The organism is Streptomyces sp. NPDC058650 (assembly GCF_042717315.1).
In the GTDB taxonomy this organism is placed as follows: Bacteria; Actinomycetota; Actinomycetes; order Streptomycetales; family Streptomycetaceae; genus Streptomyces.
The window spans coordinates 510,697-523,569 of the sequence record NZ_JBHXRL010000001.1 but is presented as its reverse complement, the minus strand read 5'-3'; the positions used below and the strand labels follow the sequence as shown (position 1 = coordinate 523,569).

Here is a 12,873-nt window from a genome sequence, read left to right as displayed (position 1 = left end):
ACGCGACGGCCCTCGCTGTGTGCCCTGCCCTGGGAAAGGGGCGGCCGGGATCAGGGGGTCCAGGCCCCGTCTCCGTCTCCGCCGCCGGGGCCGTTCCCGCCGTTCCCGTTGCCCGGGTCGTCCGTCGTCGCCGAACCGGTCGGTGTCGGCGCCGTGGTCGTGGTCGGCGGCGTGGTCGTCGGTTCACCCGTGTTGCCGCCCGGGTCGCCACCCGGGTTGTTGCAGTCCCAGTCGAAGACGTCGCAGGTCGTCTTGTCCGGCTTCGGCGACTTCGTCGTGGTCGGGGGATTCGTCGTCGGCGTGGCCGGGGGAGTCGTCGTCGGCGCCGTGGTCGTCGGCGCCGCCGAGGTCTCGGTGGGCGTCGGGGTCGGCGTCGGCGACGGCGTCGGGCTGGTGGCGCCACCGCCGAAGACGGGCTCGGCGTCCTCCAGCTTCTCGGGCTCGGGGAACTCCACGTCCGGCATGCCCGCGACGGCGTCCGTCATGTAGTCGTTCCAGATCTGCGAGGGGAACGACGAACCGTGGATGGTGTCCTTGCCACCCGTGCCGTACATCTCCTCGAACTCGCGGTTCTTCTTCGTCTCGTCGTCGTCGAAGCGGTACATGTCGATGGCGGTCGACAGCTGCGGGGTGTAGCCCACGAACCAGGCCGACTTGTTGCCGTCGGTCGTACCGGTCTTGCCGGCAACGGCACGGCCCGGGATCGCGGCCTTGCGGCCGGTGCCCTCCGAGTCCTCCACGACGGACCGGAGCACGTCGGTGACGTTGCTGGCGATGGCGGACGAGAAGGCCTGCTCGGTCTTGGCCTTGTGCGTGTAGATGGTCTTACCGCCCTTGACCACCTTCGTCACCGAGAACGGCTCGTTCTGCTCGCCGTTGTTGGCGAAGGTGGCGTAGGCGCCGGCCATCCGGATCGCGCTCGGGCTGGAGATACCGAGGGAGAAGGAGGGCACCTCGCCCTTGACGAGGGAGTCCTCGCGCAGACCGGCCCTGACGGCGGCGTCACGGACCTTGTCGATGCCGACGTCCATGCCGAGCTGCACGTACGGCGAGTTGGCCGACTTGATCATGGCCCGGCGAAGGGTCATGGAGCCGTAGCTCTCGTCGCCGTCATTGGTCTGGAGCCACTCCTCGCCCTTCTCGTCCTCCCAGATCTCGCCGTTGTACTCCCGGACCCTCAGCTCGTTCTTGCCGGAGTAGCGGCTCTTGTCCGGGTCCACGATCGTGCGGGAGGACGCGTCCTGGACGGGACCGAGGTCCTTGTCCCGGACGCCGTCCTTCATCGCGGCGGCCAGCACGAAGGGCTTGAACGTCGATCCGACCTGGGCACCGGTCGTGTCGGCGTTGTTGGTGAAGTGCTTGGTGGCGTCCTGGCCGCCGTAGATCGCGACGAGCGCACCGGTCTTCGCGTCGACGGAGGCACCGCCGAACTGGACGTGGGTGTCCTTCGTCGGCCGCTTCTTCGGGTCGATGTACTCGTCGTAGACCTTCTTGACCGAGTCCTCGAGCGCCTTCACCTTCTTCTTCTCGAAGGTGGTGTAGATCTCGAAGCCGCCGCGCTCCAGCTCCTTGGTGCCGATTCCCTCGGTGTTGTTGTTGATGAAGTTCGCCTTGGCCGTGCTGACCAGGTAACCGATCTGACCGGTCAGCGCCGCGTCCTGCTTGCGCTTCTGCACCTTGGGGAACGTCGTGTACTTGGCACGTTCCTCGGCCGTGATCTTGCCGTCCTTGACCATCTCGTCGAGGATCCAGCTCCACCGCTTGGTGGCCCGGTCGAGGTTCTTCTCGGGCGTGGCCTCGGGGTCGATCTCGGGGTAGCCGGCGGGGTCGTAGTACGTCGCGCCCTTCAGTACGGCGGTGAGCAGCGCCGACTCACTGACGTTGAGGTCCTTGGAGTCCTTGTCGAAGTACGCGCGCGAGGCCGCCTGGATGCCGTAGGCACCGCGCCCGTAGTACGCGGTGTTCAGGTAGCCGGCCATGATCTCCGGCTTCTCGTACTCGTTGCCGACCTTCATGGAGATGAAGAGTTCCTTCACCTTCCGGGTGACGGTCTGAGACTGGTCGTTGAGCCGGTTGTTCTTCACGTACTGCTGGGTGATGGTCGAACCACCCTGGGTCTCGCCGCCCTTGGCCATGTTCCACACAGCGCGGCCCATGCCCATCGGATCGATGCCCGAGTCGTCCCAGAAGGTCTTGTTCTCGGCCGAGACCACGGCCTCCTGCATGACCCTCGGGATCTGCTGGATGCCCACGATCTGACGGTTCTGACCACTACCGGTCGCGACCATGCGCGAGCCGTCTTTCCAGTAGTAGATGTTGTTCTGCGAGGTCGCGGTCTCGTCCTGCTCAGGGATGCCCACCTGGGAGTACGCGAAGACCGCGCCACCCATCAGCACGCCCACGAACACCAGGAACGTGCCCGTCACGAGCCTCCACGAGGGCATCCAGCGACGCCAGCCGTACTTGTCGTGGCGCGGGTAGTCGATGATCCGCTTCTTGCCCGGCGGACGACCGCCGGAGCCGCGGCCCGGACCGCTGCCGCGACCGCCACCACCGCCGCCACCACGCCGTCCTCCACCGGGACCGGCGGGACCACCAGGGCCCCCGGGGCCGACTTCGGCCTCCCTTCGGCGGCCACCGCGCTGCGCGGCCCGTCGGGCCTCCGCGCGACCGCCGTAGGGCCGCGGCTCCTCCCCGTGGGAAGAAGGCGGCCCGTACGAGGCCGAAGGGGCCCCCCTACCGACATCCTGGGCCGGGGCCGACCTGCGGCCCACCGGCTGCTGGGCAGCGCGTCGTGCCGCCGCGCGGCCACCTGTCGGCGGCTCCTGCGACGGCATTTTGCGACGATGCTCGCTCATCGAACGACTACTCCTCGGGCAGGCGCGTACGCCTGGAAGCGGCAGTTGAGTTCCGGTCCCCCCGAAATGCGCACGGACGGAACCCATCGGAGGCCCCTCCGTACCGCAGCCGGTCACCCGCAGCACTGACGCCCCGCGGCATCGCTTGGTTCCCGGTGGTCTGCATGCCGCACAGACTACGCACGGCCAAAACCCACGTAGGGCCGGAGTTCACCCCAAATCAGGCAAGTCGATCGCTGTGAATTGACGATGTGACGCCGGTCACGGCGGTCCCACTTGTCGAGACAGGGTGGCCGTTCTATCGTGCTGATGTATCGAGTCGATACATCAGCACGGCATAAGGGTCCCGGGAAGCGGAGGAGGCGACGAATGAGCAGGCGCTCAGGCATCCTCGAGTTCGCCGTTCTCGGCCTGCTCCGCGAGGCTCCTATGCACGGGTACGAGCTGCGAAAGCGCCTCAACACCTCGCTGGGAGTCTTCCGGGCCTTCAGCTACGGGACGCTGTATCCCTGCCTCAAGACGCTGGTCGCCAACGGCTGGTTGATCGAGGAGCCGGGCAGCGCCCCCGAGGAGGCTCTCGCCGCTTCACTCGCAGGTCGCCGGGCCAAGATCGTCTACCGGTTGACACCGGAAGGTAAGGAGCATTTCGAGGAGCTCCTCACCCACACCGGCCCCGACGCCTGGGAAGACGAGCACTTCGCCGCCCGCTTCGCCTTCTTCGGTCAGACCGAGCGCGAAGTACGGATGCGGGTGCTCGAAGGCCGCCGCAGCCGGCTGGAGGAGCGTCTGGAGAAGATGCGCGCCTCCCTGGCCCGGACCCGCGAGCGACTCGACGACTACACGCTTGAGCTGCAGCGCCACGGCATGGAGTCCGTGGAGCGCGAGGTGCGCTGGCTGAACGAGCTCATCGAGAGCGAGAGGGCGGGGCGGGATCAGCGATCCGGCCCCGACGCCCCCGCTCTGCACGACAACGATTCTGGAGAAACGGGCGGCCTGCCCCGGCACGGGGGCAGTACCCGGCCGGATCCGTCCGACGACACCGCCAAGTGAAACCCTGCACACAGCAGGGCTTCCACAATCACAACAGGGAGCAACCGGAATGGGTTCGGTTCGCGTAGCCATCGTCGGCGTGGGCAACTGCGCCGCCTCGCTGGTCCAGGGCGTCGAGTACTACAAGGACGCCGACCCGGCGGCCAAGGTGCCCGGCCTGATGCACGTCCAGTTCGGCGACTACCACGTCGGTGACGTCGAGTTCGTCGCCGCGTTCGACGTCGACGCGAAGAAGGTCGGCCTCGACCTCTCCGACGCCATCGGCGCCAGCGAGAACAACACCATCAAGATCTGCGACGTCCCGAACGCGGGCGTCACGGTTCAGCGTGGTCACACGTTCGACGGTCTCGGTAAGTACTACCGCATGACCATCGAGGAGTCCGCCGAGGAGCCGGTCGACGTCGTCCAGATCCTCAAGGACCGCCAGGTCGACGTTCTCGTCTGCTACCTGCCCGTCGGTTCCGAGGACGCTGCGAAGTTCTACGCGCAGTGCGCCATCGACGCCAAGGTCGCGTTCGTCAACGCCCTCCCGGTCTTCATCGCCGGCACCAAGGAGTGGGCCGACAAGTTCACCGAGGCGGGCGTCCCGATCGTCGGCGACGACATCAAGTCGCAGGTCGGCGCGACCATCACGCACCGCGTGATGGCGAAGCTGTTCGAGGACCGCGGTGTCCGTCTTGAGCGCACCATGCAGCTCAACGTCGGCGGCAACATGGACTTCAAGAACATGCTCGAGCGCGACCGCCTCGAGTCCAAGAAGATCTCCAAGACGCAGGCCGTCACCTCGCAGATCCCGGACCGCGACCTGGGCGAGAAGAACGTCCACATCGGTCCGTCGGACTACGTGGCCTGGCTGGACGACCGCAAGTGGGCGTACGTGCGCCTCGAGGGTCGCGCCTTCGGTGACGTTCCGCTGAACCTGGAGTACAAGCTCGAGGTGTGGGACTCCCCGAACTCCGCGGGTGTCATCATCGACGCCCTGCGCGCCGCGAAGATCGCCAAGGACCGCGGCATCGGCGGCCCCATCCTCTCCGCGTCGAGCTACTTCATGAAGAGCCCGCCGGTGCAGTACTTCGACGACGAGGCCCTGGCCAACGTCGAGAAGTTCATCAAGGGTGAGGTCGAGCGCTAAGCGCCACACGCTTGTCGAAGAGGGTCCCCGCGGCGCTGCCCGGGGGCCCTCTTCGTATGTGAGTCTTGCTGCCATGTCCGCCGTACGTGATCTGCGCGTACTCCTGCGCCTGACGAACTTCCGCCGCCTGCTCGCCGTCCGGCTGCTCTCCCAGTGCGCCGACGGCGTCTACCAGGTGGCCCTGGCCACGTACGTCGTCTTCTCCCCCGAGAAACAGACCTCGCCCACCGCCATCGCCTCCGCCATGGCCGTGCTCCTGCTCCCGTACTCGCTCGTCGGACCCTTCGCCGGAGTCTTCCTCGACCGCTGGCAGCGCCGACAGGTCTTTCTGTACGGGAACCTCCTGCGGGCCCTGCTCGCCTGCGGGACCGCCGTGCTCGTCGTCGCCTCCGTCCCCGAGTGGCTCTTCTACGCCTCCGCGCTCTCCGTCACAGCGGTCAATCGCTTCGTGCTCGCGGGCCTCTCGGCCGCGCTCCCCCGCGTCGTCGACGAGGAACGGCTGGTCGTGGCGAACTCGCTCTCCCCTACGGCCGGCACCCTCGCCGCCACGCTCGGAGGCGGTCTGGCCTTCGGCGTCCGGCTGATCGCGGACGACTCCGACGCGGCCGTGGTGGCCTTCGGCGCTGCTCTCTACCTGCTGTCCGCCCTCGCCTCCCTGCGGATGCCCCGGGGACTCCTCGGACCCGATCCGGAGCTCGTTCCACAGCGGCTCGCCTCCTCGCTGGCCTCCACGGCCCGGGGGCTGGTCGAAGGGCTGCGGCACCTGGCCGAGCGACGGCCCGCCGCCAGGGCGCTGACCGCGGTGGCCCTGATGCGCTTCTGCTACGGCGCCCTGCTCGTCACCGTGCTGATGCTCAGCCGCTACGCCTGGAGCACCACGGAGTCCGAAGGCCTTGGCCTCCTGGGGATCGCCGTCGCCGCTTCGGGGGCCGGGTTCTTCGCGGCAGCCGTCCTCTCCCCCTGGGCGGTGGGACGACTGGGACCCTTCGGCTGGATGACCCTGTGCGCCGGGATCGCCGCCGTCCTGGTGCCGACGCTCGGCCTGTTCTTCGACCCCGGACCCTTCCTCGTCGCCGCCTTCGTTCTCGGGCTGATCACCCAGGGAGCCAAGATCGCGACGGACACGGTGGTGCAGACGACGGTGGACGACGCCTACCGGGGCCGGGTGTTCTCCCTCTACGACGTGCTGTTCAACGTCGCCTTCGTGGGGGCTGCGGGCATCGCGGCGCTGATGCTGCCGCCGGACGGCCGCTCCCCCCTGCTTGTCGTCCTCGTGGCGGCGGTCTACGCGGCGATCGCGCTGGCACTGCGAAAGGAACGCACAGAGGGATGATGTTTCACGTGAAACACCACCCCTCTGCGGCATCGCTGCCTCGGTCACGATCGGGTGGGTGTTTCACGTGAAACACCCACCCCATCTCCCCGACTCGTCTCAGCCGCGCGCCGCCCACCACTCCTTGAGTGCGGCGATCGCCTGGTCGTGCTCCATCGGACCGTTCTCCAGCCGGAGCTCCAGCAGGAACTTGTACGCCTGACCGATGGCCGGACCGGGTCCGATGCCGAGGACCTCCTGGATCTGCTTGCCGTCCAGGTCGGGACGGATCGCGTCCAGCTCCTCCTGCTCCTGGAGCTGGGCGATGCGCTCCTCCAGGCCGTCATAGGTGCGGGAGAGCGCCGTCGCCTTGCGCTTGTTGCGGGTGGTGCAGTCCGAACGGGTCAGCTTGTGCAGCCGCGAAAGCAGCGGTCCCGCGTCGCGGACATAGCGGCGCACCGCCGAGTCGGTCCACTCGCCGTCCCCGTAACCGTGGAAGCGGAGGTGCAGCTCGACCAGCCGCGAGACTTCCTTGATCATCTCGTTGGAGTACTTCAGCGCGGTCATGCGCTTCTTGGTCATCTTCGCGCCCACCACCTCGTGGTGGTGGAACGAGACCCGGCCGTCCTTCTCGAAGCGACGGGTGCGCGGCTTGCCGATGTCGTGGAGCAGGGCAGCGAGGCGCAGCACCAGGTCGGGGCCGTCCTCCTCCAGGTCGATCGCCTGGTCGAGCACGGTCAACGAGTGCTCGTAGACGTCCTTGTGCCGGTGGTGCTCGTCACTCTCCAGACGCAGCGCGGGCAGCTCGGGCATGACGTGGTCGGCGAGACCCGTGTCCACGAGCAGGCCGAGGCCCTTCCGGGGGTGCGCCGAGAGCACCAGCTTGTTGAGTTCTTCCCTGACCCGCTCGGCGGAGACGATCTCGATCCGGCCGGACATCTCCCGCATGGCCGTGACGACCTCGGGTGCCACCTCGAAGTCCAGCTGGGCGGCGAACCGCGCGGCCCGCATCATGCGCAGGGGGTCGTCGGAGAAGGACTCCTCGGGCGTGCCCGGCGTACGCAGGACCCGGGCGGCAAGGTCTTCCAGACCGCCGTACGGATCGATGAACTCCTTCTCGGGGAGGGCCACGGCCATGGCGTTGACGGTGAAGTCACGCCGGACGAGGTCCTGGTCGATGGAGTCGCCGTAGGAGACCTCGGGCTTCCGCGAGGTCCGGTCGTACGCCTCGGAGCGGTACGTCGTGACCTCGATCTCAAAGCGCTGATCAGCGTCTCCGACGCGGGCGTCCTTCTGACAGCCGACCGTCCCGAAGGCGATCCCGACCTCCCAGACGGCGTCGGCCCATGGGCGGACGATCTTCAGGACGTCCTCGGGGCGGGCGTCGGTGGTGAAGTCCAGGTCGTTGCCGAGCCGGCCGAGCAGGGCATCCCGTACCGAGCCGCCGACCAGCGCGAGGCTGAACCCGGCCTCCTGGAAACGGCGGGCAAGGTCGTCGGCGACAGGGGACACACGCAGCAGTTCGCTGACCGCGCGGCGTTGCACCTGGCTCAGTGCGGTCGGGGTGTCTTCGTTGGCGTTCGGCACAACAGAAAAGGGTACGTGCCCCGGTCCACCGCGACGTCCTCGTTTTCCCGCGGGGCGGGCGCGCGGCCCCATCGGCTGGAGCAGTCCCCGGCACTTGCCCCCAGCGTGCCTCGTTACCATGCCTGGACACAGCAACCGGGAACCATCGACACCACTGGCACCACAGACAACGACGAGGATGGGCGAACGCGTGGGCGAGGCGGCAGACATTCAGGGAACCGGTCCCTCACCTGCCCGCCGATGGCTGCGGCGCACCATCACGGTCGCCGTCGGCGCGCCGCTCCTCGCCGGTCTGCTCCAGGCCCCGACCGCCTCACCGGCGGAGGCCGCGGAGGAAGCCGCCGTCTCCAAGACCGTCGATGTGTCCCTCGACACGCTGTCCCCGAGCGCACCGGTGGATGGTGACACGGTCACCGTCTCGGGGACGGTCACCAACCGGGGCAAGAAGGCCATCACCGACGCGACCGTGGATCTGCGGGTCGGCCCGATGATGACGAGCCGCAGCGAGATCGACCAGGCGTCGGATCGCACCGGCTACCGGAGCGACAGCGACCCCGCTCCGCTCGACGAGGCCCCCACTCTCAAGATCCCCCGCCTCGGCGCCGGGCTCAGCGCGGACTTCTCCCTCTCGGTCCCGGTCTCCGAACTCGGTCTCGACGAGTTCGGCGTCTACCAGCTGGGCGTCTCGCTCACCGGCCAGACCTCGGATCTGCGCTACGACCGGGTGCTCGGCATCGAGCGGACCTTCCTGCCGTACCAGCCGGAAGCCACCGAGAAGAAGACGCAGCTCACCTACCTCTGGCCACTGATCTCCTCGGCCCACGTCTCTGCGGAGACGGCCACGGACGATCAGCAGACCCCGGTCTTCGAGGACGACGCCCTGGCCGCCGAGCTGCGTCCGGGCGGCCGGCTGGAGCAGATGGTCTCGCTGGGCAAGGACCTGCCGGTGACCTGGGTGATCGACCCGGATTTGCTGGCCACCGTCGACGCCATGGCCAACGGCTACCGCGTCAAGGACGGCACGGTGCACGTCCCGGGCAAGAACAAGGCCGTGGCCGAGCAGTGGCTGAACGCGCTGGAGACGGCGGTGCAGGGTCGCAAGATCGTCGCCCTGCCGTTCGCCGACCCCGATCTCGCTTCCCTGGCCCATCGCGGCAAGGACGTCCCGGGCTCCCTGGGACACCTCCAGTCGGCGACCTCGCTCGCGGCGATGACCGTCGAGACCGTCCTCCACGTCCAGCCGTCCACCGACTTCTCCTGGCCTGTGGAAGGGGCTGTCGACCCCTCGATCGTGGCCGTCGCCACCTCCGCCGGCGCGAACAAGGTGATCGCCCGCAGCGACAGCGTCCGCGACGATCTCCCCTACACGCCGACGGCGGCCCGCCCCCTCGGCAACGGCAGCACCACGGCCGTGGTGAGCGACGAGCTTCTGTCCACCGCCTTCGAGGGCGACATGGTCCGCGCGGAGAACTCCACCCTCGCGGTCCAGGAGTTCCTCGCGCAGACGCTCGCGATCACCCTGGAACAGCCTGAGCAGCAGCGCAGCGTCGTGGTCGCCCCGCAGCGGGTGCCGACCGTCTCCCAGGCGCAGGCGATGGCGAACGCTCTTCGCGGGCTGTCCGCCCGGCGCTGGAACAATCCGATCGAGCTCCAGGCGGCGGCCGCGGCCAAGCCGGACCCGGACGCGTCCACGACGGTGCCCAGCGGTTCCCGGTACCCGAAGCAGCTGCGCGACCGGGAACTGCCCGTCCAGACCTTCCGTGACATGAAGACCACCCGCGACGAGCTGGACGACTTCAAGATCGTCCTGACTCTCCCGGACCGTGTCGTGACCCCGTTCGGCAACGCGATCAGCCGCGAGATGTCCACCTCCTGGCGCGGTCAGGCCAGAGCGGCCGCTGTCTACCGAAACGACGTCCTGAAGTACCTGCAGGACCTCACCGAGGGCATCCAGCTGGTCGACAAGTCGGACCTCACGCTGTCCGGCCGTAGCGCGACGATCCCCGTGACCGTCCAGAACAAGCTGCTCCAGGGCGTGGACGACCTGGTCCTGCGCCTCACCTCCGGCAACGGGAACCGGCTGGAGCTGAACGGCGGGCGCTACGCCGAACTCCCCGTGAAGATCAACGCCGGGCACAGCCAGTCGGTGAAGTTCAACGCCTCGGCCAACGTCAACGGCCAGGTCCCGATGACAGCCCAGCTCTACACCGTTGACGGCACCCCGTACGGGCAGCCGATGACCTTCAACGTGAAGGTCTCCGAGATCACCGCCACCGTGATGCTCGTCATCGCCGGCGGCGTGCTGCTCCTCGTCCTCGCCGGAGTACGGATGTACAGCCAGCGGAAGCGGGTCGCGGCCAGGAAGGCGGAGACGGAAGCCGAAGGATCCGAGGAATCCGGAACCGAGGCCGAGGAATCCGGGGCAAGCACGGAGTCGGAGCCCGCGCCGGAGACGGAGGACGTCGAGGGCGGTGAACCCGAGCAGCCGAGTGACCCGACACCGGACACCGGGTCCGAAAGCGGCGACCCGTCGGGCCCGGGTGAGAAAGTGGACCGTTGAGCGATGCCGTGGCCGGTCGGCCGGGGACGATGAGGTGGGGTAACCATGAACGCGCCGTACGACGGTGACCGCGGCCAGGGCGCGGGCGGCACCGAGCCGTCCGGTGGAACGCCCGCGGCACCCCCCGGTTCCGGGTATCCACCGGTGCCGCCATCGCCTCAGCAGGGCGTCCCCGACCCGCACGGGCAGAACCCTTACGCGCAGCACAACCCGTATGCGCAGGACCCCTACGTCCAGGACGCCTTCGCTCACGATCCGTACCAGGCCCAGGACCTCTCCGCGCAGGACCCGGTGACCGAGGCGCTCTACGACCGCGCCGCGCACCCGCCGCCCCCGCCCGGTACCTACCAGGAGCCTCAGCCGCTCTACCAGCAGCCCGCCGCGCCCCCGCACGCCCCGGACCCCCGCGTGTGGGCGCAGACTCCGGCGCCCGAGCCCGACGGCCCCTCGCGTCACCTGCCGTACGGCGACGACGCCCGCACGGTGCAGTTCACCGGCGTCGACGACCTGGTGACCCGTGCCGGCGAGGAGCAGCCCGAGCCGGACGCGTTCGCGCACCTCTACCGGGACCAGCAGACGCCCGGGCAGGTGCCCCCGCCCGCCTCGGAGCCGGACCCCATGCCCGTTCCCGCCCCCGCACCGAAGAAGTCCGGCCGCGCCTCCGGGCTGCTCAAGTCGAGCGCCGTGATGGCGGCCGGCACCCTGGTCTCCCGGCTCACCGGCTTCGTCCGCAGCCTGGTGATCACCGGCGCGCTCGGCGCCGCACTACTCGGTGACACCTTCACCATCGCCTACACCCTGCCGACGATGATCTACATCCTCACCGTCGGCGGCGGCCTCAACTCGGTCTTCGTCCCCCAGCTCGTCCGCTCCATGAAGAACGACGAGGACGGCGGCGAGGCCTACGCCAACCGCCTGCTCACGCTCGTGATGGTGGCACTCGGCCTGATCGTGGTGGCGGCCGTCTTCGCCGCGCCGCTGCTGGTCCGGCTGATGTCGAACACGATCGCCGACGACGCCGCGGCCAACAGCGTGGCCGTGACCTTCGCCCGCTACTGCCTGCCCACGATCTTCTTCATGGGCGTGCACGTGGTGATGGGCCAGATCCTCAACGCCCGCGGCAAGTTCGGCGCGATGATGTGGACGCCGGTCCTCAACAACATCGTCATGATCGTCACGTTCGGCCTGTTCATCTGGGTCTACGGCACCTCCGCCGAGTCCCAGATGGGCGTCCAGACCATTCCCGACGAGGGCATCCGCCTGCTCGGCATCGGCACCCTCCTCGGGCTCGTCGTACAGGCCCTGGCGATGATCCCGTACCTGCGCGAGACGGGCTTCCGCTTCCGGCCCCGCTTCGACTGGAAGGGCCACGGGCTCGGCAAGACGGTGAAGCTCGCCAAGTGGACCGTCCTCTTCGTCCTCGCCAACCAGGCGGGCGTCCTGGTCGTCACCCAGCTCGCCACGGCCGCCGGTCAGGAGTCGGGGAAGAACGGCGCCGGCTTCCTCGCCTACTCCAACGCCCAGCTGATCTGGGGCATGCCGCAGGCCATCATCACCGTCTCCGTCATGGCCGCGTTGCTGCCGCGGATCTCCCGCGCCGCCCACGACAACGACCCCGGCGCCGTCCGCGACGACATCTCGCAGGGCCTGCGCAACTCGGCCGTCGCGATCGTCCCGGTCGCCTTCGCCTTCCTGGCCCTCGGCGTCCCGATGTGCACGCTCCTCTACGCCTCCAGCGGCGTCGAGGCCGCCCAGGGCATGGGCTTCATCCTGATGGCCTTCGGCCTCGGCCTGATCCCCTACTCCGTCCAGTACGTCGTGCTCCGCGGCTTCTACGCCTACGAGGACACCCGGACGCCCTTCTACAACACGGTCATTGTCGCCGCCGTGAACGGGGCTGCCTCCGCCCTCTGTTACGTCCTCCTGCCCGCGCAGTGGGCCGTCGTCGGCATGGCCGCCTCGTACGGACTCGCCTACGCCGTCGGCGTCGGCATCGCCTGGCGCCGCCTGCGCAACCGCCTCGGCGGCGACCTGGACGGCACCCATGTGATGCGGACCTACGCGCGGCTCTGCATGGCCTCCGTGCCCGCGGCGATCGTCGCCGGCGCCGTCGGCTTCGGACTGCTGAAGCTCCTGGGCGAAGGCGCCCTGGGCTCCCTCGTCGCCCTGTTCGTCGGCGGAGCAGTCCTCCTGGGTGTCTTCTTCGTCGCGGCCAAACGCATGCGGATCGCGGAGCTGAACACCCTGGTCGGCATGGTGCGAGGACGCCTGGGACGCTGAATCGGTATCCCCGCACAACCATCTGCGGGGACCGCGTGTCGTGCATAGCGTCGGACTGTGGGCACAATTGGCATGGCTGTTGGATGTGGCGCAA

7 protein-coding genes are annotated in these 12,873 nt (G+C 68.7%); 5 read left to right on the top strand and 2 right to left on the bottom strand.

Annotated features, from left to right (window positions below; all coding sequences use genetic code 11):
• Positions 1-50: 50 nt before the first annotated feature.
• Complete coding sequence (locus ACFWWU_RS02550; protein WP_384137992.1) at positions 51-2,858, bottom strand: transglycosylase domain-containing protein; 2,808 nt, start codon at positions 2,856-2,858, stop codon at positions 51-53.
• 369 nt (positions 2,859-3,227) lie between these two features.
• Here ACFWWU_RS02550 and ACFWWU_RS02545 point away from each other — a divergent pair, with 369 nt between their 5' ends.
• From ACFWWU_RS02545 to ACFWWU_RS02535, 3 genes are all read left to right on the top strand, one after another.
• Entirely contained in the window at positions 3,228-3,908 is a 681-nt protein-coding gene (locus tag ACFWWU_RS02545; protein WP_024760413.1) for a PadR family transcriptional regulator, read from the top strand.
• A gap of 49 nt (positions 3,909-3,957) precedes the next feature.
• Positions 3,958-5,040 (top strand): inositol-3-phosphate synthase, encoded by a 1,083-nt coding sequence (locus ACFWWU_RS02540; protein WP_384137990.1) that lies wholly within the window; start codon positions 3,958-3,960, stop codon positions 5,038-5,040.
• A gap of 73 nt (positions 5,041-5,113) precedes the next feature.
• A complete protein-coding gene (locus ACFWWU_RS02535; RefSeq protein WP_384137988.1) occupies positions 5,114-6,373 on the top strand; it encodes an MFS transporter in 1,260 nt (419 codons plus the stop codon).
• A 99-nt stretch (positions 6,374-6,472) separates the two neighbouring features.
• On the opposite strand, the gene ACFWWU_RS02530 is transcribed toward ACFWWU_RS02535, so the two are convergent.
• A complete protein-coding gene (locus tag ACFWWU_RS02530; protein ID WP_384137986.1) occupies positions 6,473-7,939 on the bottom strand; it encodes a CCA tRNA nucleotidyltransferase in 1,467 nt (488 codons plus the stop codon).
• Positions 7,940-8,129: 190 nt separating this feature from the next.
• Here ACFWWU_RS02530 and ACFWWU_RS02525 point away from each other — a divergent pair, with 190 nt between their 5' ends.
• Together ACFWWU_RS02525 and murJ are read left to right on the top strand one after the other, a co-directional pair.
• The gene (locus tag ACFWWU_RS02525; protein WP_384137984.1) at positions 8,130-10,499 is read left to right on the top strand and encodes a DUF6049 family protein; all 2,370 of its coding nucleotides are present in this window, start codon (positions 8,130-8,132) and stop codon (positions 10,497-10,499) included.
• Positions 10,500-10,544: 45 nt separating this feature from the next.
• A complete protein-coding gene (gene murJ, locus ACFWWU_RS02520) occupies positions 10,545-12,779 on the top strand; it encodes a murein biosynthesis integral membrane protein MurJ (RefSeq protein WP_384137982.1) in 2,235 nt (744 codons plus the stop codon).
• Positions 12,780-12,873: the final 94 nt, after the last annotated feature.

Excerpts from the sequence above, each read along its gene's own strand:
- ACFWWU_RS02550 (WP_384137992.1), bottom strand. The coding sequence starts at position 2,858 with ATGAGCGAGCATCGTCGCAAAATGCCGTCGCAGGAGCCGCCGACAGGT.
- ACFWWU_RS02540 (WP_384137990.1), top strand. The coding sequence starts at position 3,958 with ATGGGTTCGGTTCGCGTAGCCATCGTCGGCGTGGGCAACTGCGCCGCC.
- murJ (WP_384137982.1), top strand. The coding sequence starts at position 10,545 with ATGAACGCGCCGTACGACGGTGACCGCGGCCAGGGCGCGGGCGGCACC.
- ACFWWU_RS02535 (WP_384137988.1), top strand. The coding sequence starts at position 5,114 with ATGTCCGCCGTACGTGATCTGCGCGTACTCCTGCGCCTGACGAACTTC.
- ACFWWU_RS02545 (WP_024760413.1), top strand. The coding sequence starts at position 3,228 with ATGAGCAGGCGCTCAGGCATCCTCGAGTTCGCCGTTCTCGGCCTGCTC.